Source organism: Aureimonas frigidaquae (genome assembly GCF_001463905.1).
In the GTDB taxonomy this organism is placed as follows: Bacteria; Pseudomonadota; Alphaproteobacteria; order Rhizobiales; family Rhizobiaceae; genus Aureimonas; species Aureimonas frigidaquae.
In genome coordinates this window covers 733,898-759,558 of the sequence record NZ_BBWR01000002.1, presented here as the reverse complement: position 1 = coordinate 759,558, position 25,661 = coordinate 733,898, and the positions used below count along the sequence as shown (strand labels likewise).

The 25,661-nt window shown below is 65.0% G+C and carries 26 protein-coding genes; 16 read left to right on the top strand and 10 right to left on the bottom strand.

Annotated features, from left to right (window positions below; all coding sequences use genetic code 11):
• Positions 1-5: 5 nt before the first annotated feature.
• Positions 6-1,544 carry a UxaA family hydrolase gene (locus tag AUL30_RS03480; RefSeq protein ID WP_062226409.1) on the bottom strand — a complete coding sequence of 513 codons (1,539 nt, stop codon included), beginning with the start codon at positions 1,542-1,544 and terminating at the stop codon, positions 6-8.
• Between the two features lie 232 nt (positions 1,545-1,776).
• On the opposite strand from AUL30_RS03480, the gene AUL30_RS03475 reads away from it, so the two are divergent.
• The 8 genes from AUL30_RS03475 to AUL30_RS03440 all read left to right on the top strand — a co-directional run bounded on the left by AUL30_RS03475 (position 1,777) and on the right by AUL30_RS03440 (position 8,867).
• The gene (locus AUL30_RS03475) at positions 1,777-2,460 is read left to right on the top strand and encodes an amino acid ABC transporter permease (protein ID WP_062226408.1); all 684 of its coding nucleotides are present in this window, start codon (positions 1,777-1,779) and stop codon (positions 2,458-2,460) included.
• Positions 2,461-2,491: 31 nt separating this feature from the next.
• Complete coding sequence (locus AUL30_RS03470; protein ID WP_157069873.1) at positions 2,492-3,142, top strand: amino acid ABC transporter permease; 651 nt, start codon at positions 2,492-2,494, stop codon at positions 3,140-3,142.
• Between the two features lie 41 nt (positions 3,143-3,183).
• Complete coding sequence (locus AUL30_RS03465; RefSeq protein WP_083507657.1) at positions 3,184-3,924, top strand: amino acid ABC transporter ATP-binding protein; 741 nt, start codon at positions 3,184-3,186, stop codon at positions 3,922-3,924.
• A 104-nt stretch (positions 3,925-4,028) separates the two neighbouring features.
• On the top strand, positions 4,029-4,829 hold the full coding sequence (locus AUL30_RS03460) for a transporter substrate-binding domain-containing protein (RefSeq protein ID WP_062226405.1): 801 nt from the start codon (positions 4,029-4,031) through the stop codon (positions 4,827-4,829).
• Positions 4,830-4,948: 119 nt separating this feature from the next.
• Positions 4,949-5,878, top strand: a complete 930-nt coding sequence (locus AUL30_RS03455) for a dihydrodipicolinate synthase family protein (protein WP_062226404.1) — start codon at positions 4,949-4,951, stop codon at positions 5,876-5,878.
• Positions 5,879-5,971: 93 nt separating this feature from the next.
• Entirely contained in the window at positions 5,972-6,820 is an 849-nt protein-coding gene (locus AUL30_RS03450; RefSeq protein ID WP_062226403.1) for a fumarylacetoacetate hydrolase family protein, read from the top strand.
• A complete protein-coding gene (locus AUL30_RS03445; RefSeq protein ID WP_062226402.1) occupies positions 6,813-7,988 on the top strand; it encodes a fumarylacetoacetate hydrolase family protein in 1,176 nt (391 codons plus the stop codon). The genes AUL30_RS03450 and AUL30_RS03445 overlap by 8 nt, the downstream gene beginning before the upstream one ends.
• Positions 7,989-7,991: 3 nt before the next feature.
• A complete protein-coding gene (locus AUL30_RS03440) occupies positions 7,992-8,867 on the top strand; it encodes a BadF/BadG/BcrA/BcrD ATPase family protein (protein ID WP_062226401.1) in 876 nt (291 codons plus the stop codon).
• Here AUL30_RS03440 and AUL30_RS03435 read toward each other — a convergent pair.
• Both AUL30_RS03435 and AUL30_RS03430 read right to left on the bottom strand, forming a co-directional pair.
• A complete protein-coding gene (locus AUL30_RS03435; RefSeq protein WP_062226400.1) occupies positions 8,861-9,433 on the bottom strand; it encodes a polysaccharide biosynthesis/export family protein in 573 nt (190 codons plus the stop codon). The genes AUL30_RS03440 and AUL30_RS03435 overlap by 7 nt on opposite strands.
• A 59-nt stretch (positions 9,434-9,492) precedes the next feature.
• Positions 9,493-9,702: a DUF2842 domain-containing protein gene (locus tag AUL30_RS03430; RefSeq protein WP_062226399.1), complete on the bottom strand. Its 210-nt coding sequence runs from the start codon at positions 9,700-9,702 to the stop codon at positions 9,493-9,495.
• A gap of 144 nt (positions 9,703-9,846) precedes the next feature.
• Here AUL30_RS03430 and AUL30_RS03425 point away from each other — a divergent pair, with 144 nt between their 5' ends.
• A complete protein-coding gene (locus AUL30_RS03425; RefSeq protein ID WP_083507637.1) occupies positions 9,847-10,938 on the top strand; it encodes a COX15/CtaA family protein in 1,092 nt (363 codons plus the stop codon).
• Here the strand turns inward: AUL30_RS03425 and argC are convergent.
• The 5 genes from argC to AUL30_RS03400 form a co-directional block, all read right to left on the bottom strand.
• Complete coding sequence (gene argC, locus AUL30_RS03420; protein ID WP_062226398.1) at positions 10,935-11,855, bottom strand: N-acetyl-gamma-glutamyl-phosphate reductase; 921 nt, start codon at positions 11,853-11,855, stop codon at positions 10,935-10,937. The genes AUL30_RS03425 and argC overlap by 4 nt on opposite strands.
• Positions 11,852-12,829: an agmatinase gene (gene speB, locus AUL30_RS03415; protein WP_062226397.1), complete on the bottom strand. Its 978-nt coding sequence runs from the start codon at positions 12,827-12,829 to the stop codon at positions 11,852-11,854. The genes argC and speB overlap by 4 nt, the downstream gene beginning before the upstream one ends.
• 90 nt (positions 12,830-12,919) lie before the next feature.
• Positions 12,920-13,396, bottom strand: a complete 477-nt coding sequence (gene rpsI, locus AUL30_RS03410) for a 30S ribosomal protein S9 (RefSeq protein WP_062226396.1) — start codon at positions 13,394-13,396, stop codon at positions 12,920-12,922.
• On the bottom strand, positions 13,396-13,860 hold the full coding sequence (gene rplM, locus AUL30_RS03405; RefSeq protein WP_062226395.1) for a 50S ribosomal protein L13: 465 nt from the start codon (positions 13,858-13,860) through the stop codon (positions 13,396-13,398). Before rplM ends, rpsI begins: the two co-directional genes overlap by 1 nt.
• Positions 13,861-14,079: 219 nt before the next feature.
• Positions 14,080-15,123: an SOUL family heme-binding protein gene (locus tag AUL30_RS03400; protein ID WP_062226394.1), complete on the bottom strand. Its 1,044-nt coding sequence runs from the start codon at positions 15,121-15,123 to the stop codon at positions 14,080-14,082.
• A 245-nt stretch (positions 15,124-15,368) separates the two neighbouring features.
• Between AUL30_RS03400 and AUL30_RS03395 the strand changes: the two genes are divergently transcribed.
• Complete coding sequence (locus AUL30_RS03395; RefSeq protein WP_062226393.1) at positions 15,369-16,181, top strand: polyphosphate kinase 2 family protein; 813 nt, start codon at positions 15,369-15,371, stop codon at positions 16,179-16,181.
• Between the two features lie 33 nt (positions 16,182-16,214).
• On the opposite strand, the gene metC is transcribed toward AUL30_RS03395, so the two are convergent.
• Positions 16,215-17,393, bottom strand: a complete 1,179-nt coding sequence (gene metC, locus AUL30_RS03390; protein WP_062226392.1) for a cystathionine beta-lyase — start codon at positions 17,391-17,393, stop codon at positions 16,215-16,217.
• A gap of 198 nt (positions 17,394-17,591) precedes the next feature.
• Between metC and AUL30_RS03385 the strand changes: the two genes are divergently transcribed.
• From AUL30_RS03385 to AUL30_RS03360, 6 genes are all read left to right on the top strand, one after another.
• On the top strand, positions 17,592-18,611 hold the full coding sequence (locus tag AUL30_RS03385; protein ID WP_062226391.1) for an amino acid ABC transporter substrate-binding protein: 1,020 nt from the start codon (positions 17,592-17,594) through the stop codon (positions 18,609-18,611).
• 81 nt (positions 18,612-18,692) lie between these two features.
• Complete coding sequence (locus AUL30_RS03380; RefSeq protein WP_062226390.1) at positions 18,693-19,883, top strand: amino acid ABC transporter permease; 1,191 nt, start codon at positions 18,693-18,695, stop codon at positions 19,881-19,883.
• Between the two features lie 51 nt (positions 19,884-19,934).
• Positions 19,935-21,434 carry an amino acid ABC transporter permease gene (locus tag AUL30_RS03375; protein WP_062226389.1) on the top strand — a complete coding sequence of 500 codons (1,500 nt, stop codon included), beginning with the start codon at positions 19,935-19,937 and terminating at the stop codon, positions 21,432-21,434.
• A 151-nt stretch (positions 21,435-21,585) separates the two neighbouring features.
• On the top strand, positions 21,586-22,365 hold the full coding sequence (locus AUL30_RS03370) for an amino acid ABC transporter ATP-binding protein (RefSeq protein WP_062226388.1): 780 nt from the start codon (positions 21,586-21,588) through the stop codon (positions 22,363-22,365).
• A gap of 83 nt (positions 22,366-22,448) precedes the next feature.
• On the top strand, positions 22,449-23,636 hold the full coding sequence (locus AUL30_RS03365; protein ID WP_062226387.1) for an AI-2E family transporter: 1,188 nt from the start codon (positions 22,449-22,451) through the stop codon (positions 23,634-23,636).
• Between the two features lie 55 nt (positions 23,637-23,691).
• Positions 23,692-24,546 carry an isocitrate lyase/PEP mutase family protein gene (locus AUL30_RS03360; RefSeq protein WP_062226386.1) on the top strand — a complete coding sequence of 285 codons (855 nt, stop codon included), beginning with the start codon at positions 23,692-23,694 and terminating at the stop codon, positions 24,544-24,546.
• Between the two features lie 20 nt (positions 24,547-24,566).
• Here the strand turns inward: AUL30_RS03360 and AUL30_RS03355 are convergent, their stop codons facing one another.
• Entirely contained in the window at positions 24,567-25,658 is a 1,092-nt protein-coding gene (locus tag AUL30_RS03355; protein WP_062226385.1) for an ABC transporter ATP-binding protein, read from the bottom strand.
• Positions 25,659-25,661: the final 3 nt, after the last annotated feature.

Sequence of the window (25,661 nt, the reverse complement as noted above, 5' to 3'; positions counted from 1 at the left end):
CGGCGTCAGGTCACCGCGCCGAGCTGCCAGGGGACGAACTCGTTGTCGCCATAGTCATAGACCTCGCTGAGCGGCTTCTGGCCGGACGCGACCGCGACGATCGTTTCGAAGATGCGTTCGCCCGCTGCTTCGATCGTATCCTCGCCGGTGACGATGCCACCGCAATTGACGTCCATGTCGTCGCTCATGTGCTCATACATCTGGTTGTTGGTCGCAACCTTGATGCAGGGCGCCGGCTTGAAGCCGGACACCGAACCGCGGCCGGTGGTGAAGACGATGACCTGGCAGCCCCCGGCCACCTGGCCCGTCACCGCCACGGGGTCGTATCCCGGCGTGTCCATGAAGACGAAGCCGGTGCGGTCGATGATCTCCGCATATTCGTAGACGGCTTCGAGCGGCATGGTGCCGCCCTTGGCGACGGCGCCGAGGGACTTTTCCAGGATCGTCGTCAGCCCGCCGGCCTTGTTCCCGTGCGAGGGATTGTTGTTGAGTTCGGCGCCGTGGCGCGCCGTATAGTCACGCCACCAGCCGATACGGTCCATCAGCTTCTGGGCGACGGCGGGAGAGACGGCCCGGCGGGTCAGAAGATGCTCGGCGCCGTAGATTTCCGGCGTTTCGCTCAACACCGCCGTGCCGCCATTCTGGACGATCAGGTCCGCGGCATGGCCGAGCGCGGGATTGGCCGAGATGCCGGAATAGCCATCGGATCCGCCGCATTGCAGCGCCACCTTCAGCTTGGACAAGGGCTGCGTGCTGCGCTGTATGGCGTTCGCCGCCGGCAGCATGTCGCGGATGATGGCCGATGCCGTCTCGACGGTCTTGCGGGTGCCGCCGAGCTGCTGGATCGTCATCGTGCGCAGGAAGGGGCCTTCTTCCAGCCCATACTTGTCGGTGATGAAGGAGATCTGGTTCGTTTCGCATCCAAGGCCGATCATCAGGATGCCGCCGAAGTTCGGGTTGCGGGCATAGCCGCTCAGCGTGCGGATCAGATACTCGTAACCTTCGGTCTTCATGTTGATGGCGCAGCCGGTGCCGTGCGTCAGGGCCACGACGCCGTCGACATTGTCGAAGCCGTCGAGCCCGCCACCCCGGTTGAAGTGATCGGCAATGGCACGCGACACGGTGGCCGAGCAGTTCACCGAGGAAATGATGCCGATATAGTTGCGCGTGCCGACCTGGCCGTCCGGCCGCAGATAGCCCTGGAAGCTGCGCCGCTCACCCTCCGGCAGGAGCGGCGTCTGGCGCGCATCGGCCGAGAATTCGTGCGAGGCGGTGGAATCCTGCATGGCGAGGTTCTGCAGGTGGACATGCTCGCCGGGGCGGATATCGCGCGAGGCAATGCCGATGACCTGACCATATTTCAGGATCGACTCGCCGGCAGCGATCGGCCGGATCGCCACCTTGTGGCCGCTCGGTATGGCGTCCTGCGCGGTGATGCCGCCGCCCAGTCCCAGCCCCGCGGCGAGATCCTCGCGGGCAACCATCACATTGTCCTTCGGATTCAAGAGGATCGTCGGGGCTGCCTTGTCGAGCGTGTCGGACATCGCGTCACCTGATTCAAAATTGGTCATTGCACGCAATAACCATTCTATGATAGCCGTCTGAAAGTCAAGAATATTCACATGCAACTTGCAAGTGAAGTCGGGGAGGTATGAAGCGCGTGTCCATGTCGGCAATGACATAGGCGCGGGACCGGCCGGGCCGGAGCCGCGCACACTTCAAAACAGGTCAGCAGAATAGGGGCCACGCAAAGTCCATTTGCGTGGGGGAGGCCTTATGTCTTATGAATTCGACTTCACGTTCCTGAATGATTACTGGCCCGATCTGTGGCTCGGCATCCAGCAGACGGCGTGGATGACGCTCGTATCGATCGTTCCCGGCTTCGCCCTCGGCACCGCGGCAGCCGTGGCGCGGCTCTATGGCCCGCCCATGGCCCAGCGCATCGTGACCATCTATGTCGAAGGCATTCGCAACACGCCGCTGGTGATCCAGGTCTTCTGGCTGTTCTTCGGCCTTGCGGTGCTGGGCGCGCGGATCGGTCCCTTCAACGCGGCTGTCATCGCGCTGGTGATCAATGTCGGCGCCTATACGGCCGAGATCATGCGCGCCGGCTTCCAGTCCATCCCGCGCGGCCAGCTGGAAGCGGCGTCGTGCCTGGCCATGTCCCGCCGGCAGATGTTCTTCAACGTGCAGCTTCCCCAGGCGGTGGAGCGCGTCTACCCGGCGCTCGTCAGCCAGTTCATCCTGATGATGCTGGCAACCTCCATCATGTCGCAGATTTCCGCGAACGAGCTGACCGGTGTCGCCTACCAGATCCAGTCCTTCACCTTCCGCGGCTTCGAGGTCTACCTCGTCATCGCGGTGATCTACCTGGTCCTGGCGTCCGCCCTGCGCCTGCTGCTGCACGGCGTTGCGCAGGCCGCCTTCCCGCGGCTGCGCCGCCTGAAGACCCCGCTTTGAGCCACCCATTGCCAACGAGGCGCGCTCCATGCTGCTCGGCCTGACCTTTTCCCAATACTGGTTCCTGATCCAGGGCGCGGGCTGGACCATCGTCCTGTCGCTGCTCGGCTTCGTCGGTGGCACGATCGTGGGCCTGCCCGTCGCCCTGGGGCGCAGTTCCCGCAACCGCTGGCTGTCACGCGGCATGAGCCTCTATGTCCAGCTCATCCAGGGCATCCCGCTGCCGGTCATCATGTTCGTGGTCTATTTCGGCCTCAGCATCTACGGATACTCCCTGTCGGCGCTCGTCTCCGCCGGCATCGCCATGACGCTCTATTCCAGCGCCTATCTGGGCGAAATCTGGAAAGGCTGCATCCTGGCGGTGCCCCGCACCCAGTGGGAGGCCGGGGAGTGCCTGGCTTTGACCGGAACGCAGCGCTTCGTCTACGTGATCCTGCCGCAGGCGCTGCGCATCGCAGTGCCGCCGACGGTCGGCTTCCTGGTCCAGATCGTCAAGAACACCTCCTATTCGGTGGTGATCGGCTTCTTCGACCTGACCTATTCGGCCAAGATCCTGAACAATGCGACGCTCGAACCCTTCGTCGTCTTCACCTTCGCCGCGCTTCTCTACTTCGCCGTCTGCTACCCGCTCTCGGTCTATGCGCGCCGCTTCGAGCGCCGCCTCAACCGTGCCGGGTCCTGACGCTTATGAACGCATCGACCCTGTCTCAGAAGGTCCAGCCCATGCATGACGGAAACGAACCGCTCGTCCGCTTTCGGGATGTGCGCAAGAGCTTCGGCTCGCTGGAAGTCCTCAAGGGAATTACGCTCGACGTGCAGCGCGGCCAGGTGGTTGCCCTGATCGGCCGCAGCGGCTCGGGCAAGAGCACGGCGCTGCGCTGCATCAACGGGCTGGAAAAGATCAATGGTGGGGAGCTGACGGTGGTCGGGCGCGCGCTGCACGGGGAGGGGATCGATCTGCGCGCGCTGCGCAAGGATGTCGGCATCGTCTTCCAGAGCTACAATCTGTTCCCGCACCTGACGGTCGCCGAAAACGTAACGCTCGCGCCGCGCAAGGTGAACGGCATCAAGGGAGAGGCGGTGCGTGCGCTGGCCGCCGAGGTGTTGACCGAGGTCGGGCTGGCCGAAAAGGCCGACAACTACCCCGAGCAATTATCGGGCGGCCAGCAGCAGCGCGTGGCCATCGCCCGCTCTCTCGCCATGCGCCCGAAGCTCATGCTCTTCGACGAGGTCACCTCGGCGCTCGATCCCGAGCTGACGGGCGAGGTGCTGCGCGTCATCGCGCGCCTGGCCTCGGAAGGCATGACGATGGTGCTCGTCACGCATGAAATGGCCTTTGCGCGGCAGGTGGCCGATCTCGTCGTCTTCATGCACCAGGGCAGGGTCTGGGAAACGGGCAAGGGCGACATGCTCGCCAATCCGCAGACGGAGGAGCTGCGGCAGTTCCTGGGCAACGGCCTTTAGGAAACCCCGCACACACAAGATTGCGCGCCGTGCCCGAGCGGCCGGCGCCATCCACATCCGGTCGCACGGGAAGCCACCGGCCAATCCAAAGGGAGAGAGACCTCATGTTGAACAAGCTCGTTGCCGGCGCCGTGGCGCTCGGCGTCACGCTGGGCGGCCTGGCCGCCGCGGCAAAGGCCGATACGCTGGCGGATATCAAGTCGCGCGGGCGGATCGTCGTCGCCGTGGATCTGGGCCACCCGCCCTACGGCATGCTGGACGGAACGGCGCAGCAGACCGGCTCCGACATCGAGACCGCCAAGCTCCTGGCAGACGATATGGGCGTCGCGCTCGAGGTCGTTGCCGTGTCGGGCGCCAACCGCGTGCCCTTCCTGATCTCCAACCGGGTCGATGTCGTCATCGCCTCCTTCTCGATCACCGAGGAGCGCAAGAAGGTCATCGACTATTCGCGCCCCTATGGCGTCATCCCGGTCGTCGTGGCCGGCCCGGCCTCCGAGACCATCACCGATGCCAGCGGCTTGGCGGGCCAGCAGGTGGCTGTCGCACGCGGCACCACGGCCGATATCGAACTGACACGCGCCATCAAGGAATCGGGCGTCGACGCCGAAGTCGTGCGTTACGAGGACGAGGCCACCGCCACCACCGCCGTGGCCACCGGCCAGCAGACGCTCTTTGCCGCCGCGCTGTCGACGGCGCAGGCCCTGGCGGCGCAGAATCCTGGCCTCGACATGGAGGTGAAGCTGAACCTTGCCGCCTATCCCATGGCCATTGGCCTGCGCAAGAACGACGAGGCGCTGAAGACCTATCTGGACGAGTGGGTCGGCACCAATCTCCACAATGGGAAGCTGAACGGCATCTACGAAAAATACTTCGGCCAGTCGCTTCCGGCGGAAATGCTCGATTAATCATACTTTTTGGCTTTGCTTCCGCTCCGGCCCGCTTTACAGCCCTGTCAGCAGGGTTGTGAACTGCGGGCCGGCTGCGCAAGCGGCACGATTCGCGATTTGACTGGGAGGCACGTGACATGAGTTCCACCGCGCATACGCCCTTTACCGGGTTGTTCCCCGTGGCGCCGACACCGTTTCTGCAGGATGGCGCGCTGGACCTGGAGGGCCAGCGCCGGATCATGGACTGCATGATCGATCAGGGCGTGGACGGCATCTGCATCCTGGCCAATTATTCCGAGCAGTTCCTACTGTCCGACGATGAGCGCGAAACGCTGACGCGCCTGTGCCTGGAGCATGTGGCAGGCCGCGTGCCCGTCATGGTCACCTGCAGTCATTTCAGCAGCGATATCGCCGCGGCGCGCGCCCGTCGCGCGGCCGAGCAGGGCGCGGCCATCCTGATGATGATGCCGCCCTATCACGGCGCGGCCCTGCGCGCCGACGAGAAGCATATCTTCGAGCACTTCCAGATCGTGTCGGAAGCTGCGGGCATCCCCGTCATGGTGCAGGATGCCCCGCTGTCGGGCGTGACGTTGTCCGTGCCCTTCCTGGTGCGCATGGCGCGTGAACTGCCGCTCGTGCGCTACTTCAAGATCGAGACGCCCCAGGCGGCCGCCAAGCTGCGTGCGCTGATCGAAGCCGGCGGCGAGGTGATCGAAGGCCCCTTCGACGGCGAGGAAGCCATCACCATGATGGCGGATCTGGACGCCGGCGCCACCGGGACCATGTCCAGCGCCCTCCTGCCGGATCTGCTGCGCCCCGTCTTCGACCATCACCGTGCCGGCAACCGGGCAGACGCCGCCAAGGCCTATGCGCGTGTGCTGCCGCTGGTCAATTACGAGAACCGGCAATGCGGCCTGCGGGCCGCCAAGACCGTGATGCAGGAAGGCGGCGTCATCGGCTGCGACCGCGTGCGCCACCCGATGGAGCAGCTTCACCCGGCCACGCGCGCCGGGCTCCTGGAACTTGCGCGTGAGGTCGAACCCCTGGCGCTGCGCTGGGGTAAATAGGCCTGTTGTGATGCCGTAACCTGTGGTACGGCATGTCACCATACGCGTGCGCCCTTCGGCGCCCGCGCCAGAGGGAGAGAGGGATTATCTGACATGAAGCTTGTTCGTTTCGGACCCGCCGGGCAGGAAAAGCCAGGCGTCCTGGATCAAGGCGGGACCATTCGTGACGTCTCGTCCATCCTGCCCGACTTCTTCGGAGAGCACCTGTCGGACGCTGCGCTCGACAAGCTCCGCTCGGCCGATCTTGCCAGCCTGCCGGCCGCGCCGGACGGGTCACGCCTCGGCGCCGTGGTGCCGCGGGCGGGCAATTTTATCTGCATCGGCCTGAACTATGTCGACCATGCGCATGAATCCAATCTGCCCATCCCGAGCGAGCCGATCGTCTTCAACAAGGCGCCGTCATCGCTCAGCGGCCCGTTCGATCCGGTCGTCATCCCGAAGAACTCCGAGAAGACCGATTGGGAGGTCGAGATCGCCGTGGTGATCGGCAAGGAGGCCTACAACATCTCCGAGGCCGACGCCCTGTCCTATCTGGCCGGCTATACGATCTGCAACGATGTGTCGGAACGTGCCTGGCAGACGGAGCGCGGCGGGCAGTGGACCAAGGGCAAGAGCGCCCCGACCTTCGGCCCCGTCGGCCCCTGGCTGGTGACGCGCGACGAGATCGCCGACCCGCAGGCGCTCGACATGTGGCTGGACGTCAACGGCGAGCGGACGCAGACCGGCAATACCTCCACCATGATCTTCACGATCGCCCATGTGATCGCCTACCTGTCCACTTTCATGAAGCTCGAGCCGGGCGATATCGTCACCACCGGTACGCCCCCTGGCGTCGGCATGGGCAAGAAGCCGCCGCGTTACCTGAAGCCGGGAGACAAGGTGACCCTTGGCATCCAGGGGCTGGGCGAGCAGGCGCAGGACGTGGTGGCCTATCATGGCTGAGCGGGCCAACCAGCTGGCATCCCTGCCGGAAGATGCCGATCGCGCCGTCCTGGCGGGCCGCGCCTGGCGGCCGGAGCTGAACGGCCCCGCCGTCGTGGCCATTCGTGGCGAGGACGTCGTCGACGTCTCCGCCACCTTCCCCACCATGCGGGATCTGTGCGAAACCGCCGATCCCGCCGCGGCGCTGGCCGCCGCCGGCGGAGAGACAATAGGCCGCTATGCGGACCTTTTGTCCAACGCGCATCCCGACACGCGTGACGCGAGCCGCCCCTGGCTTCTGGCGCCCGTCGACCTGCAGGCGCTGAAGGCGGCCGGCGTCACCTTCGTCGTGTCCATGCTCGAGCGGGTGATCGAGGAACGCGCCAAGGGCGATCCGACCGCCGCGCGCGCCATCCGGGACGAGATCGGCCGCCTCATCGGCACCGACTTGCAGGCGTTGAAGCCGGGTTCCGACGAGGCGATGGAACTCAAGCGCGTTTTGATCGAGAAGGGGGCCTGGAGCCAGTATCTCGAAGTGGGGATCGGCCCCGACGCCGAGATCTTCACCAAGGCGCAGATCCTGTCTTCCGTCGGCTCCAACCAGCTTGCCGGCATCCGCCCGGACTCGGCCTGGAACAACCCCGAGCCGGAAGTGGTGCTGGTCATCGCGTCGAGCGGGGCCATCGTCGGCGCGACGCTCGGCAACGATGTCAACCTGCGCGATTTCGAGGGGCGGTCCGCGCTGCTCCTGTCCAAGGCCAAGGACAACAATGCAAGCTGCGCCATCGGGCCGGTGATCCGCTTCTTCGATGGGCAGTTCGGCCTGGACGATGTGCGCCAGGCGCGCCTGGACCTGACGGTCGAGGGGCGCGAGGGTTACGTCCTGTCCGGCGTGTCGCGGATGGACAAGATCAGCCGCGATCCGGCCGACCTTGCCGCCCAGGCTCTGAACGCACATCACTCCTATCCGGACGGTCTGGTCCTCTTCCTTGGTACGCTCTTCGCCCCGACGGATGACCGGGACGTGGAAGGCCAGGGCTTCACGCACAAGGAGGGCGATGTCGTCGCCATCCATTCGCCCCGTCTTGGCACGCTGGTGAACGAGATCCGGGCAACGGACCGCTGCGAAAGCTGGACCTTCGGTCCAAGCCACCTGATGCGGAACCTTGCGCAGCGGGGCTTGATCTGACCCTTGGGCACGGATCTGTTTCTGGGCGTGGATGGCGGCGGCACGCGCTGCCGCGTCCGCATCCGCACCCGGGACGCAGCCCTGGTCGGTGAGGCGGTGGGCGGCAGCGCCAACATCTTCACAGACCCAGTCGCTGCCCGCGCGACCATTATCGAAACGGTGGCTGCGGCGCTGGCCGCCGGGGGCCTCGGCCCCGAACGCATGGCCGACTGTTCGGCCGGGCTCGGCCTTGCCGGCGCCAATCTGGCGGAGGTCGCGGCCCGCTTCGACCCCTCCACCTTGCCCTTCCGGCGGACGGTCCTGCGCAGCGATGCCATCGCCGCGTGCCTGGGGGCGCATGGCGGCGGCGATGGCGGGATCGCCATATTGGGCACGGGCTCGGCCTATGTCGCCCGGGCACAAGGCCGCGACGTCATCTTCGGCGGTTGGGGCTTTGTGGTTTCCGATGTTGGCAGCGGTGCCGATATCGGCCGCGCGGCCCTGTCGGCGGCGCTCCTGGCCGCCGACGAACTGGCTCCGACAAGCCCGCTGCTGGCAGCTGTCCTGAAGGCCTTCGAGGATTCACCCGCAGCCATCGCCCGCTTTTCCGGCGGCGCGCGGCCGGTGGATTTCGGGCGCTTCGCGCCCATGGTCTGGGACGCGGCGGATGCGGGTGACCCGGTCGCCCTGGATATTCTTGCGCCGCGCATCGCCGTCGTGGAAACCGCACTTCGCCGTCTCCTGTCCCTGGGCGCCCCGGCGCTCTGCCTTCTGGGGGGGCAGGCGGAACGCTACGCTGCGCGGATCGGCAAGGGCCTTCAGCCGTCCCTGCGCGCCCCGCGTGCCGACGCGCTGGAAGGCGCCCTGATGCTGGTCCTGCGCGGTTCGCACGCTCAGTAGCGCGGCCGCACCACCACCGTATCGCCCGGCACGACCGGATCCGTGATAAGGACCCGGCCCGTCATCACCTGGCCGTTGACGCTGCGCGTCAGGTCCACGCTTTCCTGATCGGCGGATGCGGAGAAACCGCCAGCGGCGGCAATGGCGTTCTGCACCGTCATGCCTGGAATGTAATCGTGGCGGCCAGCCGCGCCGACCGCTCCCATCACGAAAAGCGGGCGGTACTGCGCAACTTCGACGGCAACGCTCGGGTGCAGAAGAAAGCCGTCGCGGAACCGTGCTTCGATCACGCTGCGCAACTCACCCGTCGTCCGTCCGCGCGCCGGCACGTCGCCGATCAGCGGCATGGTCAGGTAGCCGGCCTGATCCACGGCATACTGGCTGGAAAGGTCGTCCTCTCCATAGACAACGATGCGCAGATGGTCGCCACTGTCGATCGTGTGCTCACCCACGAGCTGGGGGTGAAAGGCCGGGGCAGGGGGGCGATAGCTCGTGCATCCGCTGGCGAGGATCGCCGCGAAGATCAACGATACCACCCGAACCGGCTGCTCCATTTCATCCGCCATCTGCGCCCGATCCGTTAACCATAGGTTGTTATGGTTAATCAGACGCTAACCGGACATCTTTACCGGCGCGGCGGCGTTTCCATCCAGCGGATGATGAGCATGGCCGGCAGGATCCAGATGAGCCCGGTCAGGAGGAAGTAGAGAAGGTGCACCCACCAGCTCGACTGGGCCAGCGTGGCGCTGGCGATGGCCGTGGCGACGACGGCATAGACGACCACGATGACGATCAACAGGACGGTGCCGATGAGCTTCTTCAGACGTATCGGCATGGTGCGCCCCGTTTCGTGATCCCCGTGTCGCCGGCTCGGCGACACGCCCGGCTTGCGGTTCTTCGGTTTTCGGTTCACATGAGCGGTTTATCGGGCAGGCGCAAGCCTTGCCGGACCAATTCGTGAATGAAAACGGCATCTTCGATGGCAGATACCCAGCTCCTCGCGCCTGCGTCGGCAACCCCGTCCACCCGTGCGGCCGGCAATGACAGGGCCGTGCGCCTGTGGCTCTATCTCGTCGCGGCGATCGTCTTCAGCCTCGTCGTGGTGGGCGGCGCCACGCGGCTGACCGAGTCGGGCCTGTCCATTACGCAGTGGAAGCCGATCCATGGCGTAATCCCGCCGCTGTCTGCCGCCGAATGGCAGGAGGAGTTCGACCTCTACCGCCAGATCCCGCAATATCAGTTCATCAACCGTGGCATGAGCCTCGATGAGTTCAAGACCATCTTCTGGTGGGAATGGGCGCACCGCTTGCTGGCGCGTGGCGTCGGCGTCGTCTTTGCACTCGGGCTCGGCTTCTTCTGGCTCACCGGGCGGTTGGCGCCCGCCTTGAAGCCGCGCCTGGTCGGCGTGCTTGCGCTGGGCGGCCTGCAGGGCGCCATCGGCTGGTGGATGGTCGCCTCAGGGCTCACGGAACGAACCGATGTCAGCCAGTATCGCCTGGCCGTGCACCTGACGCTCGCCTGCATCATCTTCACGGCCACGCTCTGGGTGGCGGAGGGCCTGCGGCCCCTGCGCCCCGACGCGCCGGCCAGCGCCGGGACACGGCGTCTGGCGCTTGTCATCATGCTGGCCTGCCTGGCGCAGATCTATCTCGGCGGGCTCGTCGCCGGCCTCGGCGCCGGCCTTGCCTACAATACCTGGCCCCTGATGGACGGCGCCGTCGTTCCCTCCGGCCTTCTGGTGATGGACCCGTTCTGGCACAACCTCTTCGAAAATGTGAAGACGGTGCAGTTCATCCATCGGATTGGCGCCTACACGCTGTTGGCGCTCGTCATCTGGCATGTCGTGCGGTGTTTCCGCCGGGCGCCCGCATCGCATTACGCCATGGGCGCACTCGGGCTCCTCGGCGCCGTGCTCGTGCAGGCCGCGCTCGGCATCACCACCCTGCTCCTGCATGTGCCGATCGGCTGGGCGCTTCTGCATCAGGCCGGCGCCGTCTGCGTCCTGGCCATCGCCATCATCCATGCCCGACCCTGGTTCGCCAGGGTCGGCGCGGTGGCTGAGGCGTCTTAACGCTGCAGCATCAGGTCCATGTTCTGGACAGCGGCGCCGGATGCACCCTTGCCGAGATTGTCCAGGAGCGCGACGAGGTTCAGCCGTGCGCCGTCCGGCGAGGCAAAGACGTGCAGCACCATCCGGTCGGTCCCGGCCAGTTCGGTCGGGTCGATGCGCTTGAGCGCGGCGCTTTCATGCATGGGCGCGACAGTCACGATGTCCTGGCCGTCATAATGCTCCGCCAGCGCGGCATGGACCGTTTCAGCCGATACGCCGTCGAGATGCAGCGGCACCTGGACGAGCATGCCCTGCGGGAAGCGGCCGACCGATGGCGCAAAGATCGGATCGCGCGGCAGGCGGCCATAGGTCCGCATTTCCGGCAGGTGCTTGTGGGTGAGATCCAGCCCGTACAGGAAGTGCGGCGCGGAGATGGCATCCGGGCGTGAGGCGTCTTCCATCTGGGCGATCATCTGCTTGCCGCCTCCGGAATAGCCGGACACGGCATTGACCGAGACGGGGTAGTCCCCTGGCAGAAGACCGGCATCGCGCAGCGGGCGCAGCAGCGCGATGGCGCCCGTCGGGTAGCAGCCGGGATTGGCCACATGGCGGGCAGCGGTGATCGCCGCCGCCTGGTCGCGCTCCAGTTCCGCAAAACCGTAGACCCAGCCCGGCGCCGTGCGGTGCGCGGTGCTCGTATCGATCAGCCGTGTCGTGTCGTTGCCGGCAAGAAGCGCGACGACCTCGCGGGAGGCATCGTCCGGCAGGCAGAGGATGGCGATGTCCGCCGCGTTCAGCATATCCTCGCGCAGGGCCGGGTTGCGCCGCTCGGCCTCCGGAATGGACAGGAGGGTGATGTCGCGCCGCTCGGACAGCCGGGCGCGGATCTGCAGCCCCGTCGTTCCGTGTTCCCCGTCGATGAAGATGCGCGGGCTCATATCTGTACCTTCTCCCTGTCGGCTTTCTCGGCACGCAGGCCGAGCATATACAGAGCCACCGTGGCAGCGGCAATCGCGGTCACGTCCGCATGATCGAAGGGTGGGGAGACCTCCACCACATCCGCTCCGACCATGTCGATCCCGCCCAGGCGACGCAGGACATTCAGCATGCGGGCGCTGGAGGGACCCCCGGCCACCGGCGTGCCCGTCCCGGGCGCGAAGGCCACGTCGAGGCAGTCGATGTCGAAGGTCAGATAGGCCGGCCCCGCGCCGACCCTGTCGATGATCCGCGCGGCGATCTCGTCGGCGCGCATTTCGTCCAGGGCGTGCCCCTCAATGATCTCGACGCCGCAATCCTCCGGCGCATGGGTGCGGATGCCGATCTGGATAGAGCGGGCCGGATCGACGATGCCCGCTTCCACCGCCGCCTTCAGGAAAGACCCGTGATCCACCCGCACCGCGCCATCCAGCCCATAGGCGAGGGGCCAGGTATCCTGGTGCGCGTCGAAGTGGATCAGAGCGAGCGGGCCATGGCGGTCCGCATGGGCCTGCAGCAAGGGCCAGGTAATGGAATGATCGCCGCCGAGCGTCAGAAGGAAACCCGTTCCCTCCAGAAGCGAGGCCGCTTCCGCGCGGATGCGGGCATGGGCCGTTTCCGGCAGGCGGTAATCCAGGAGGCAGTCGCCGTAATCGACGACGGACATGGCTTCAAACAGATCCGCGTGAAAGGGATATTGCGGGTCATTGTCGAAGATCATGGAGGCGCGGCGGATCGCCGCCGGCCCGAAGCGCGCCCCCGGCCGGTTCGAAACGGCGCTGTCGTAAGGAACGCCCCAGACGGTGACGTCGGTCCCGGTCACGTCCTTCTGGTAGCGCCGCCGCATGAAGGACGGCGTTCCGGCATAGGTCGGGTCCTCGGCGGCCCCGAGGGTCCCCGTTGCCGTGAAGGCGTGGTCGATGCTGCGTCCGGCCATGATGGTTCACCCTTGTCTGGCGCATTGCCAAAAAGAAAGGGCCGCGGTTGCCCGCGGCCCTCGATCGAAAGGCACGAAGCCGCGGAAGGATTAGCGCTTCGAGAACTGGAACGAACGGCGGGCCTTGGCCTTGCCGTACTTCTTACGCTCGACGGTACGGCTGTCGCGCGTCAGGAAGCCGCCCTTCTTCAGAACCGAGCGCAGGCCCGGCTCATAATAGGTCAGCGCGCGCGAAATGCCGTGGCGAACCGCACCGGCCTGGCCGGACAGACCGCCGCCCGCCACCGTCGCGACGATGTCGAACTGGCCGTCACGCGCAGCGGCGACGATCGGCTGGCGCAGAACCATCTGCAGGACGGGGCGCGCGAAATACTCCGAGAAGTCCCGCTCGTTGATGGTGATCTTGCCCGAGCCGGGCTTGACCCAGACGCGGGCGACCGCGTCCTTGCGCTTGCCGGTCGCATAGGCGCGGCCATGCGCGTCCAGCTTCTGGACATGAACCGGAGCTTCCGGCTGCGTCGCAGCCTGCGTGCCGCCGAGGTCCTGGAGGGAGTTGAGATCGGCCATTATGCAGCCCTCGAGTTCTTGGCGTTGAGCGCCTTGACGTCCAGCGATTCGGGCGTCTGGGCGGCATGCGGATGCTCGGTGCCGGCGTAGACGCGCAGGTTCTTGAGCTGGCGACGGCCCAGCGGGCCACGCGGCAGCATGCGCTCGACAGCCTTTTCCAGGACGCGCTCGGGGAAACGACCCTCGAGGATCTCCCGCGCCTTGCGCTCCTTGATGCCGCCGGCATAGCCGGTGTGCCAGTAGTAGGTCTTGTTTTCGTACTTCTTGCCGGTCAACACCACCTTGTCGGCATTGACGATGATGACGTTGTCGCCATCATCGATATGCGGGGTGAAGGTCGGCTTATGCTTGCCACGGAGGCGAAGCGCGACGAGCGAAGCGAGGCGGCCGACGACAAGCCCTTCGGCGTCGATCAGGATCCACTTCTTCTCGACCGTCTCGTTCTTCTGCGAGAAGGTTTTCATCAATCTGCCCTTGGATTCGTTCGGGGACCGGAGCGGCCCCCGGCATACGAAAAGGCGGCCGAACCGGCCGCTTCCAGGCAGTCCTCTACGGGCAAGTGTCCATAAAAGCAAGCCCGAAAACGCTGAGCTGAGCGTTTCCGGGCTGCCTCGAACCCCTGCAAAGCAAGGGATTGCGCATTAAGGTATCCTAGTACCGCAACGTGCGGTACTGGAGTACCATCAACGTTCCACCTCGATCAGGATCTCGTTCCGGCGCATGAAGCCGGGCGTCCAGGGCGGGTTGTAGAAGGCGTAGATCGGGTCGCCCTTCTGCTTCAGGTTCTCATCCGCCAGGTAGTTGTAGAGCGCCATCAGCTTCTTGCTGGCCAGCGACGCGCTGAACACGCCGCTGAACCGGATCGCCACCACGCGCGTCGCCGGCACTTCGACGATCTGCACATCGTCCGTCTGCGGGGCGGGGAGGCTCGCCTTGGAGTATTTGCTCGGCATGATGAAGCGGATCGCCCAGCCCTTGGCGCGGTCACTGCCTTCCGACAGCTGCTGCAGGACCGGCGTCGTCATGGCGATCTTCTTGCCGGAACGGTTGTTGGCGCGGATGAAGTTGTAGAGCGTCTCGAAGCCGAGGCGTCGCGCCTTTTCGTGGTAGCCGCCCTTGATCGTCTCGGCGACGAGCATGGCCTCGTAATCACGGATTTCGATATCGCCTTCCTGTCGCACGACATCGTAGTCGGGCTCCTCGGAATGTTCGGCGATCTTGTTGGTGGCATAGAGCGCCACACCCGCCGCCACGACGACGCCGCCCACGACGATCGCCGCCGTCGCGCCCGGATTGGCCCGGGCATGGTCGAGAAGGCCGGTCGGGCGCCCGTGATTGCGCAGGCGCTTCAGGTCACGGCTGTCGGGCAGCCGCAGCGCCCCGAGCGAGGAGCCGAGGGCCGGCAGGTAGCTACGCAGGGCGCCCGCGCCCTCGCGAACGTGATCGCTCACCTCATGCGCACCATCACGCAGGGACTCCTGCGCCCGGTGCAGCGAATGACGCGCCGTATCGGCGCTGGGCAGATGCAGGCCGGACAGGAAGTCCCAGCGCGAACGCGGCGTGGCCAGGCCCGTCAGGCGCCCGGCTTCGCGGCGCAGACGCTCGATGGCGCTGGGGCGCGGGTTCACGCGCTCGGCAATCTGCCCTTCCAGTTCGGCAATGCGCTCTCCGATATCGCCGATCGCATCCGTGAGCCTGTCATAGGCCGTGGGCTTGTCGCGGAACATGTATGATCTCCTGCGCCTTTTGGGACTCGTCTTTCATCAGGACCGGCGCGCTACAGCGCTCCGGTTGCCGCGTCAGCGGAACACATGACCATAACGTCGCACCCTCCGCTTGGTTGCGCGTCGTTTTTGACGGAACCAGCTTTGAGTGTGTCACGTTTGTTGCCTGTTCAGGCATGTGCCTGATACTCCAGTCAGACTTGGGGCGGCCTCCGGGCCGCTCTTTTTTTGGGGCGAGGCCACGCAGGATGACCAAGACCAAGGAACCCCATCTGCGGCTCGATCAGCTCGATATGAGCCGCCGGCTCCACCGGCACGAATATGAAGACCGCCTGAAGGCCGTGCAGAAAACCTTCGTGCGCATCCAGCAGGCCTATCTCAAGACAGGCGACAGCGCGGTCGTCGTCTTCGAAGGGTGGGACGCTGCAGGCAAGGGCGGCGCCATCCGGCGCATGTCGAGCGTCATGGATCCGCGCGGCTTCAAGGTCTGGCCGATCGCCGCGCCGAGCCAGGAGGATCTACGGCGGCACTACATGGCGCGCTTCTGGGAAAAGCTTCCCTCGCATGGCGGCATCGCCGTCTTCGACAGGTCCTGGTACGGCCGCGTCCTGGTCGAGCGGGTGGAGGAACTGGCGCCGAAGGCGGACTGGCAGCGCGCCTATACAGAGATCGTCGAGTTCGAACGCTCGCTGACGGCCTCCGGCACCCGTGTGGCCAAGGTGTTCCTGTATATAACGCCGGAAGAGCAGTTCGTGCGGTTCCGCGAGCGAATGGACGATCCGCTGAAGCGCTGGAAGCTCAGCTATGAGGATTTCCGCAACCGCGACAAGTGGTACGGCTACGAGGAAGCCGCCAACGACATGTTTGCGCATACGCACGCAAAGAACGCGCCCTGGACGGTGATCCCGGCCAATGACAAGCGCTACGGCCGGATCGCCGCACTGGAAGCGGTGGCCGACATCCTGGCCGACGGGGTCGATCTGAGCCCGGCCGAGCCGGACCCGCGCATCGTCAGCCAGTTCGAGCGCATGAAAGCCGAGATCGCCCCGCATCGGCCGTGACGATGCGGGGCAGAACGGGGCGGGGCAGGGCGCCTAGCGCAACCGGGCAATGGCAGCGAATCCCTTTTCCAGATCGTCCTTAAGATCTTCCACATCCTCGAGGCCGATCTGAAGCCGGATGATCGTGCCGTCCGTCGGCCCATGCGCCACGGTGCGATCCGACAGATCGGGCTGCAGGGCGAGGCTTTCGAATCCGCCCCAGGAATAGCCAAGCCCGAAGAGTTCCAGCGCATCCAGAAAGGCCGCCGCCTCCGTATCGCCCATGCCGCCCAGGACGATTCCGAACAGGCCGGTGCTACCGGAAAACTGGCGGCGGTAGAGATCGTGCCCGGGAAAGGACGGCAGAGCCGGGTGCAGAACCCGCGCCACCATGGCGTGCCCTTCCAGCCAGTGTGCCAGGGCCAGAGCGGAGGCGCCGTGGCGCTCGACGCGCGTCGGCATGGTGCGCAACCCCCGAAGGGTCTGGTAGGCATCGTCCGGCGCGGCGTTGACGCCGAGCGCCATCTGGGCCTCCCGCAGGCGCGGATAGGCCTGCGCCGTTGCCGACACACTGCCGAGCATCACATCCGAATGGCCCGCCGGATATTTCGTCAGAGCGTGGATCGATAGGTCCACGCCATGCTGGAGTGGGCGGAAGTAGAGTGGCGTCGCCCAGGTATTGTCCATCATCACCAGCGCACCGCCGGCATGTGCCTTCTGCGCGGCCGCGGCGACATCCAGCATCTCGAAGGTGTTGGAGCCCGGCGCCTCCAGGAAAACGACCCGAGTGTTGGGCCGCATATGCGATTCGATGTCGTCGGACGGGTGGAAGTAGGACACCTCCACCCCGGTGCGCTGCAACATTTGTTGGCAGAAGCGCCGCGTCGGCCCGTAGACGGAATCGACACAGAGGAGGTGGTCCCCGGCGCCCAGGAATGCCAGTAACGGCACGGTGATCGCCGCCAGCCCTGAGGGGACGAGGATCGTCCCTGCAGACCCTTCCATTGCATCGAGCGCCTGTTCCAGCGCTTGCGTGGTCGGTGTGCCCCGCAGGCCGTAAGTGTAGGGCTGCGCAGCCTTTTTCATCGTCTGCGTATCAGGGAACAGGACTGTCGAGGCATGTACGACGGGCGGATTGACGAAGCCGTGATAGTCGCGTGGGGCGTAGCCTGCATGCGCTGCCAGGGTGTTCGGCCTATGATTAGACGCCTTCGATCTATGGTTGTTGCTCAAGTTATCGTCTTTCTGATTGCAGAAGAGGCAGTAATTCCGAGTACACCCCTCGCTGCTGCAAAAATTGCGGCGGAACCTTGACCTGTCAGTGTTTCTGGCATGTGATTGCCCGGTCGGATGTCAGGGCGTGGATACCGCCCGCTTGCCCGGTCATCAATGACACCGACGCCATCGTTTTCAACTGGGAAGGTATTCTAAATGAAATTGAAGCTTCTGACCGCTGCCCTGTGCCTGACCGCGGCCGGTGTGGCCACGGGCTCGGCCTCTGCCCAGACGCTGCAGGCGACGAAGGACCGTGGAACGGTGCGTTGCGGGGTCAATACGGGCCTTCCGGGCTTCGGCTATCAGAAGGACGACGGCGAATGGGCTGGCCTCGACGTGGATTATTGCCGCGCCATCGCTGCGGCGATCTTTGGTGACGGCACGAAGGTCGTGTTCACGCCCCTGTCGGCAGTGCAGCGCTTCCCGGCTCTGCAGAACAACGAAGTCGACCTCCTGGCCCGCAACACTACCTGGACGATGAGCCGCGACACGGCCCTTGGCCTCGATTTTGTGGGCGTCAACTATTATGACGGCCAAGGCTTCATGGTCCGCGAGGAACTCGGTGTCACCTCGGCGCTGCAGCTGTCGGGCGCGACGGTCTGCGTACAGGCCGGCACCACGACGGAGCTGAACCTGGCCGACTACTTCCGGGCCAACAACCTGGAGTACAATCCGGTCGTCATCGAATCCCAGGCCGATGTGAACGCCGCCTACGACAGCGGCCGCTGCGACGCGCTGACCACGGACGCTTCCGGCCTCTATGCTTCGCGCCTCGAACTGGCCAATCCGGACGAGCACATCGTGCTGCCCGAAATCATCTCCAAGGAGCCCCTCGGACCTGCCGTGCGCCAGGGCGATTCCCAGTGGATGGATGTCGTGAAGTGGGTTCACTTCGCGCTCCTGAACGCTGAGGAATTCGGCATCACCCAGGCCAATGTCGAAGAGATGAAGTCCTCCGACAACATCGAGATCCGGCGGCTCCTGGGCACCGATGGCACCTTCGGCCAGGATGCCGGCCTACCGGCCGACTGGGCGGCCAAAGCTATCGCGGCGGTCGGCAATTACGGCGAGATCTTCGAGCGCAATGTCGGCACGGGCTCGCCGCTGGGCATTGCCCGCGGCCAGAACGCGCTGTGGACCAATGGTGGTCTGCAGTACGCACCGCCGGTGCGCTGATCCTGAGCGCAAGACATTTTACCGCGGGCACCGGGTGCCCGCGGTTTTGATTTTCCGGTTATCTCTTTTCAGCGGATCCTCATGACGGCAGATACGCAGTCGCTCGCTTCAACCGAGGTGCGGGAAAGCCTCTGGACCAATCCGACCGTTCGCGGCGTGGTCGTCCAGGTCGTTCTCGTGGCGGCGATCTTCGCCTTCGGGTGGTGGATCGTCCACAACACCGCAACCAATCTGCGCAACGCGAACATCGCGTCCGGCTTTGGCTTTCTGCAAGGGCGGGCGGGATTCGACATCGCACAGGTGCCAATTCCCTATACCAGCAACTCGACCTATGGCCGGGCGATCCTCGTCGGCCTGGCCAATACGTTGATCGTCGCCGTAACGGGCATCGCCTTCGCGACCGTCCTCGGCTTTATCGTCGGTTTGGGCCGCCTGTCGCACAACTTCGTCATCCGCACCATCGCGACGACCTATGTGGAAATATTCCGCAACCTGCCGCCGCTGCTGGTCATCCTGTTCTGGTATTTCGGCGTCCTCGCCGTGCTGCCGCTGCCGCGCCAGGCGATCGAACTGCCCTTCGAAAGCTACTTGTCCAATCGTGGCCTGCAGACGCCCATCCTCATTTGGGGGCAACTGGCCTGGGCCACCGGGATTGCTCTCATTGCCGGGCTTGTCGCCACCTTGGTGACCGCCCGCATCTTTCGCCGCCAGCAGATGCAGACCGGCCGCCGCCGCCGCCTCTGGCCCATCGCACTCGGCCTGATCGTGGGTCTGCCGCTGGTGGTCTTCCTTGCCACCGGGCTTCCGGCCACGCTCGAAACGCCGACGCGCGGGACCTTCAACCTGTCGGGCGGCTTCCAGATCAAGCCGGAATTCCTGGCCATCTTCCTGGCACTGTCGGTCTATACGGCAAGCTTTATTGCCGAAATCGTCCGTGCCGGCGTTCTCGCCGTCTCCAAGGGGCAGAACGAGGCTGCGGCCTCACTGGGTTTGCGCCGCGGCCTAGCCCTGCGGCTCGTCGTGGTTCCGCAGGCCTTGCGGGTCATCATTCCGCCGCTGACAAGCCAATACCTGAACCTGACGAAGAATTCGTCCCTCGGCCTCGCCATCGGCTACCCCGAACTTGTCGCCGTCGGATCCACCGTCCTGAACCAGTCCGGGCAGTCGATCGAGGTCGTCGTCATCTGGATGACTGTCTATCTGGGCATCAGCCTGTCTGTTTCGGTGCTGATGAACTGGTTCAACCGCAGCATGAAGCTCGTGGAGCGGTGAGGGGAACCCGGATGTATCGTCACATCATTCTCATTCAGGGAGCCTGAATCTATGGAAGAACAGGTTTCCGGCTATGTGTCGCGCGCGCCGAAGGCAGCCTTGCCGCCACCCCGTGCCGAAGGTGGAGTCTATGGCTGGGCGCGCACGCATCTCTTTGCCACGCCCTTCGATTCCGTCCTGACCATTATCCTGTCGCTGCTCGCCGCCTGGGTTCTCTGGAACCTGTATCTGTGGGGTGTCGTCAATGCGGTCTTCACCGGCGAAGACCGTACGGCCTGCCTGTCCACGGACGGGCGGGAGGTCGGCGCATGTTGGGCTTTCGTGCGGGCGCGGTTCAGCCAATTCATGTACGGGCTTTACCCAATCTCCGAGCGCTGGCGGGTGGACTGGGTCTTCGGCATCTTTGCCGTGCTGCTGGTGGCCATCGCCGTGCCGCGCGTGCCGGGCAAGAAGATCCTCGCCACACTGTTCCTGGCGGTGTTTCCGCCGGTCGCGCTGGTGCTTCTGACGGGCGGCCGCTTCTCCCTTTCGGGCGGTACGATTGCGCTCTTCTTCCTTGTCGCAAGCGCCGTTGCCCTGTTCCAGGCGATCGCCAAGAGCCCGACCGTCAACCGCCATGTCCTGATGAAGGCGGCCCGCATCGTGCTGGCCATCGCCATCCTGGCCTTCCTCGCCAACTGGCTGATCGGCTCCAGCCGGGTGACCATGCTGACCTTCCGCTTCACGCAGTTGTCCGCGGTGGCGTTCCTGGCGGCCGTGGCAGCCAATATACTGAGCATGGCGGCCGTGGCGTTGACGGCGGAGCGGCGGTCGGCCGCTCTGTCCCTCATCGTGCCGCCGGTCGTTGCCGCGGCCTTCACGCTGGTTCTCACCCATCACTTCGGGCTCGCTCATGTTCCCACCAATCTGTGGGGCGGGCTCCTGGTAACGCTCGTCGTCGCCGTGGTGGGCATCGTGGCATCGCTGCCGATCGGCATTCTCCTGGCGCTGGGTCGCCAGTCGCATATGCCGGCGGTTCGCCTGGTCTCGGTGGTCTTCATCGAGTTCTGGCGCGGCGTGCCGCTGATCACCGTCTTGTTCATGGCCAATTTCATGTTGCCCCTGTTCATGCCGGCCGGCGTGACCTTCAACCAGTTGCTGCGCGTGCTGGTGGGCGTGTCGCTCTTTGCCGCGGCCTATATGGCGGAGGTGATCCGCGGCGGCCTCCAGGCCATTCCGAAGGGCCAGTACGAGGGTGCCGACGCGATGGCCCTGACCTACTGGCAGAAGATGCGCATGATCATCCTGCCCCAGGCATTGCGGCTGGTGATCCCGGGCATCGTCAACACCTTCATCGGCCTCTTCAAGGATACGAGCCTCGTCTACATCATCGGCCTGGCGGATCTTCTTGGAACGGTGCGGCGTGGCTTCAACGATCCGACCTGGATCACCCCGTCGACACCGGCTACCGGACTCGTCTTCGCCGGCTTCATCTTCTGGCTCTTCTGCTTCGCCATGTCGCGCTATTCCATCTTCATGGAGCGGCGCCTCAGCACCGGCCACAAGCATTAGCGCCGGGTGGCGCCGTGCGCGGCGCCGCCTTTTCCGTGCGCTTTCACATCAACTTGCGCCAGGACGACGGATCGGCAAAGCTGCATCGTCGCCGGCGCCCGACCTTCCGGGACCGCGCCTGCCGTCCGGGAATTTCAAAAGGAGTTTCGGCATGGTTGTTGAAACATCGGCCGTCGCGGCACGGCCGCAGAAGTCCACCGAAGTCGCCATCGAGCTGATCGATGTGAACAAGTGGTATGGCGAATTCCATGTCCTGCGTGACATCAACCTGAAGGTTCGGACGGGCGAGCGCATCGTCGTCTGCGGCCCGTCGGGTTCGGGCAAGTCCACCATGATCCGCTGCATCAACCGGCTGGAAGAACACCAGAAGGGCAAGATCATCGTCGATGGCGTGGAACTGACGAACGATCTGAAGAAGATCGATGTCGTCCGCCGCGAGGTCGGCATGGTGTTCCAGCACTTCAACCTGTTTCCGCATCTGACGATCCTGGAAAACTGCACGCTGGCGCCGATCTGGGTGCGCAAGATGCCCAAGGCCAAGGCCGAGGAAATCGCGATGCATTACCTGACCCGGGTGAAGATTCCGGATCAGGCGCACAAATATCCCGGCCAACTCTCCGGCGGCCAGCAGCAGCGCGTCGCGATCGCGCGTTCGCTCTGCATGAGCCCGAAGGTCATGCTCTTCGACGAGCCGACATCGGCGCTCGATCCGGAGATGATCAAGGAAGTGCTCGACGTCATGGTGGGCCTGGCCGAAGAAGGCATGACCATGATCTGCGTCACGCACGAAATGGGCTTTGCGCGGCAGGTCGCCGACCGGGTGATCTTCATGGATGCCGGCCAGATCGTGGAAGAGAACGTGCCCGAAGAGTTCTTCCGCAATCCGCGGCATGAGCGCACGAAGCTCTTCCTGTCGCAGATCCTTCATTAAGTTCGCTCGCGCGCCGGTCCGTCTGGAACGGCGCGCGGTTTTGCCGCGTTACGTCTGTCTGAGGGCAGGGGAGCGTGCAGGCGATGACGACGGAGAGCGGCGGCGATCCAAAGATGATCGTCGCGCCCAATATCGGACTGGTGAACCGGCAGACGGTCCAGTCCGGGCCGCGTTGGGCGGTGATCGGCATTTTCCTTATTCTGTTCGGGGGAATGCTCTATCTGACGGCGAGCTTCATTCTGCCGGTCGTCTTCGCCCTCTTGTTTGCGCTGGTGCTGAGCCCGATCGTCCGCTTCGCCCGCCGAAGGTTGAAACTGCCCGAGCCGATCACGGCCGTCTTTCTGGTCCTCGGCACACTGATCGGGCTGACGGCCCTGTTCTACTCGCTCAGCGAACCGCTTACCCAGATCGTGCGCAACGCGCCATCTTATGCCGCTGCCATCGACAAGGAAGTGTCGTCGGTCCGCGAACAGTTCGCGCGGCTGACGCGCGTGCGTCAGGACGTACAGGACGTGGCGCCCGGCGTGTCGGCGGCCGAACAGCAGCCGCCCAATCCCGATGCCCAGGAAGCGCCGCAGGAGGTCGTCGTCCGCTCGCCGACGCTTCTGGACACTGCGGCCAACAGCGCTCCTCAGATGCTCGCCGCTATCGGCTTCGCGCTCATCTTCCTGTTCTTTCTCCTGTCGTCGGGCGATCTGTTCCACGCCAAGCTGGTCCAGTCGATTCCCCGCTTTTCCGATAAGAAAAAGGCGCTCGCGATCGCGCATGCGATCGAAAAGGAACTGTCGCGCTACCTCTTCACCATCACGCTCATCAATATTAGCCTGGGCGTCGTCATCGGCTGTGTTCTATGGGCGGTGGACATGCCGACGCCCGCCGTCTTCGGGGCCTTGGCCGCAATCTTCAACTATATCCCTTACGTCGGCGCCATCTTCGGCATGGGGCTCGTCGGGATCATCGCGCTGGCCGAGTTCGGCGATGTGACGGCGGCACTGGTGCCTGTCGCGCTCTATCTTGCCTGCACCACCCTGGAAGGCCAGTTCCTCACGCCGATGATCGTTGGCCGGCGGCTGGAGATGAACGCTGCCGCCGTATTCCTGTCGGTCGCCTTCTGGGGCTGGATCTGGGGCGTGACGGGGATGTTCCTCGCCGTGCCGATCATGGTCGGCGTGAAGATCTTCGCCCTGCATGTCGAAGCCTTGGGGCCGATCGGCAATTTCCTGGCCTCGGATCGTGCCCCGCCCGCACAGGATGGCCCCCAGGCCAGTTGACCCAGCAGCGCGAATGTTCTTTATTTGTTCCCACCGAAAGGAAGGGGAGCAGGTGATGGTCGACGTCTCGCGCGAGGGGAAGTTGGCGCGGTTCCGCAGCCTGCATGACGGGCCCGGCACATTCGTCATTCCCAATCCCTGGGATGCGGGTTCCGCGCGGATCCTGACGGCGCTGGGTTTCCCCGCATTGGCCACGACGAGCGCCGGATTGGCGTTCGCCCTTGGACTGAAAGACAATCTGTCAGCCATGCCGCGTGACGTGCTTCTGGCTAATGCCCGCGCCATTGTAGACGCAACCCATCTTCCCGTCTCGGCCGACCTGCAAGACGGGTTCGGACAAGATCCCGCTTCTGTCGCGCAGACCATAGCGGCTGCGGCCGAGCACGGCCTTGTGGGCGGTTCGATCGAAGACGCGACCGGCGATCCTTCGTGCCCCATCCACGATCTCTCCCTTTCGGTCGAACGCGTGGCGGCCGCCGCGCAGGAAAGCCGCCGCTGCAACTTCGTCCTGACGGCGCGGGCGGAAAACTACCTTTGGGGCCGTCCGGATCTGGACGATACGATCCGCCGGCTGCAGGCCTTCGAGGCAGCCGGAGCGGAGGTGCTCTATGCCCCGGGCCTGACGAGCCTTGAGGATATCCGGACCCTGTGTGCGTCCGTCAGCAGCCCGGTCAATGTGGTGATGGGGTTGAAGGGCGCGGTGTACACGGTGGACGAGCTGGCGGCCTGCGGCGTGCGACGGATCAGCGTTGGTGGATCGCTCGCCCGCGCCGCGTTGGGTGGGCTGATGCGCGCCGCCCAGGAGATCGCCCAGCATGGCACCTTCACCTATGCGGCGGATGCCCTGTCCGCAGCGCAGGCCGAAGGCTTCATGCGCGAGACGATGGCTTGGCATCGTCCCGGCGACTGACCTTCGGCTCAAGGCGCGGGTCAGCGCGGCGCGGCGATGGCCTTGCCCTGCGCATCGAAAAGATAGATGTGCTCCGGCGCCACGCGGAAGCCGACGGGGCTGCCGGCCGCGAGCTCGGGCCGCCCGGGCGCGACGGCGGTGATCGTCTCTCCGCCGTCGGGGCGGGCATAGATCTGCGTGGCGCCGCCGAGATTTTCGCAGAAGTCCACCGTCAGCGACAAGGTTGCCGGGCCATCCATATGCAGGTGTTCCGGGCGGAGGCCGACCGTCACCGCCGCGCCGGGAGCAAGGCCCGACGTGTCCCGGTCCAGCGTCAGCGTGCCGCCCGCAAAGGCGGGATGGCGCAGTGTCAGCGCGCCGGGTGCAACGCTCGCGACCTCGGTTGCCAGGAAGTTCATCTTGGGCGAACCGATGAAGCCGGCCACGAAGATGTTGGCAGGCCTGTCATAGAGCTCGGTCGGCGTTCCGACCTGTTCGACGATGCCACCGCGCAGGACGACGATGCGGTCGGCCAGGGTCATGGCTTCGATCTGGTCATGCGTCACATAGACCATGGTGACGCCGAGCGAGCGGTGCAGGCGGGCAATCTCCACCCGCATCTGAGTACGCAGTTCGGCATCCAGATTGGACAGGGGCTCGTCGAACAGGAACAGTTTGGGGTTGCGCACGATGGCCCGGCCGATGGCCACGCGCTGGCGCTGGCCGCCGGACAATTGCCTTGGCTTGCGGTCGAGCAGAGGTTCGATCTGGAGGATCCGGGCGGCCTCGTTTACCCGGCGCCGGATTTCGTCCTTCGGTGTCTTCACCATGGTCAGGCCGAAGGCCATGTTGTCGAAGACGCTCATATGCGGATAGAGCGCGTAGCTCTGGAACACCATCGCCACCTGGCGCAGTGCCGGCTCGACATGGGTGACGACCTTGCCGTCGATCTGGACATCGCCGCCGGTGATGTCCTCCAACCCCGCGATCATGCGCAGAAGGGTGGACTTGCCGCAGCCGGACGGGCCGACGAAGACCACGAACTCTCCCTTCTCGGCCGTGAAGCTCACGCCCTTGATGACTTCGTGGTCGCCGTAATTCTTCGTGACATTCTCGAGCGCCAGGAACGACATGGC

Coding starts and splice junctions, on each gene's coding strand:
- AUL30_RS03480 (WP_062226409.1), bottom strand. CDS start 1,544: ATGTCCGACACGCTCGACAAGGCAGCCCCGACGATCCTCTTGAATCCG.
- AUL30_RS03475 (WP_062226408.1), top strand. CDS start 1,777: ATGTCTTATGAATTCGACTTCACGTTCCTGAATGATTACTGGCCCGAT.
- AUL30_RS03465 (WP_083507657.1), top strand. CDS start 3,184: ATGCATGACGGAAACGAACCGCTCGTCCGCTTTCGGGATGTGCGCAAG.
- AUL30_RS03460 (WP_062226405.1), top strand. CDS start 4,029: ATGTTGAACAAGCTCGTTGCCGGCGCCGTGGCGCTCGGCGTCACGCTG.
- AUL30_RS03455 (WP_062226404.1), top strand. CDS start 4,949: ATGAGTTCCACCGCGCATACGCCCTTTACCGGGTTGTTCCCCGTGGCG.
- AUL30_RS03450 (WP_062226403.1), top strand. CDS start 5,972: ATGAAGCTTGTTCGTTTCGGACCCGCCGGGCAGGAAAAGCCAGGCGTC.
- AUL30_RS03445 (WP_062226402.1), top strand. CDS start 6,813: ATGGCTGAGCGGGCCAACCAGCTGGCATCCCTGCCGGAAGATGCCGAT.
- AUL30_RS03435 (WP_062226400.1), bottom strand. CDS start 9,433: ATGGCGGATGAAATGGAGCAGCCGGTTCGGGTGGTATCGTTGATCTTC.
- AUL30_RS03430 (WP_062226399.1), bottom strand. CDS start 9,702: ATGCCGATACGTCTGAAGAAGCTCATCGGCACCGTCCTGTTGATCGTC.
- AUL30_RS03425 (WP_083507637.1), top strand. CDS start 9,847: ATGGCAGATACCCAGCTCCTCGCGCCTGCGTCGGCAACCCCGTCCACC.
- argC (WP_062226398.1), bottom strand. CDS start 11,855: ATGAGCCCGCGCATCTTCATCGACGGGGAACACGGAACGACGGGGCTG.
- speB (WP_062226397.1), bottom strand. CDS start 12,829: ATGGCCGGACGCAGCATCGACCACGCCTTCACGGCAACGGGGACCCTC.
- rpsI (WP_062226396.1), bottom strand. CDS start 13,396: ATGGCCGATCTCAACTCCCTCCAGGACCTCGGCGGCACGCAGGCTGCG.
- rplM (WP_062226395.1), bottom strand. CDS start 13,860: ATGAAAACCTTCTCGCAGAAGAACGAGACGGTCGAGAAGAAGTGGATC.
- AUL30_RS03400 (WP_062226394.1), bottom strand. CDS start 15,123: ATGTTCCGCGACAAGCCCACGGCCTATGACAGGCTCACGGATGCGATC.
- AUL30_RS03395 (WP_062226393.1), top strand. CDS start 15,369: ATGACCAAGACCAAGGAACCCCATCTGCGGCTCGATCAGCTCGATATG.
- AUL30_RS03385 (WP_062226391.1), top strand. CDS start 17,592: ATGAAATTGAAGCTTCTGACCGCTGCCCTGTGCCTGACCGCGGCCGGT.
- AUL30_RS03380 (WP_062226390.1), top strand. CDS start 18,693: ATGACGGCAGATACGCAGTCGCTCGCTTCAACCGAGGTGCGGGAAAGC.
- AUL30_RS03375 (WP_062226389.1), top strand. CDS start 19,935: ATGGAAGAACAGGTTTCCGGCTATGTGTCGCGCGCGCCGAAGGCAGCC.
- AUL30_RS03370 (WP_062226388.1), top strand. CDS start 21,586: ATGGTTGTTGAAACATCGGCCGTCGCGGCACGGCCGCAGAAGTCCACC.
- AUL30_RS03365 (WP_062226387.1), top strand. CDS start 22,449: ATGACGACGGAGAGCGGCGGCGATCCAAAGATGATCGTCGCGCCCAAT.
- AUL30_RS03360 (WP_062226386.1), top strand. CDS start 23,692: ATGGTCGACGTCTCGCGCGAGGGGAAGTTGGCGCGGTTCCGCAGCCTG.
- AUL30_RS03355 (WP_062226385.1), bottom strand. CDS start 25,658: ATGTCGTTCCTGGCGCTCGAGAATGTCACGAAGAATTACGGCGACCAC.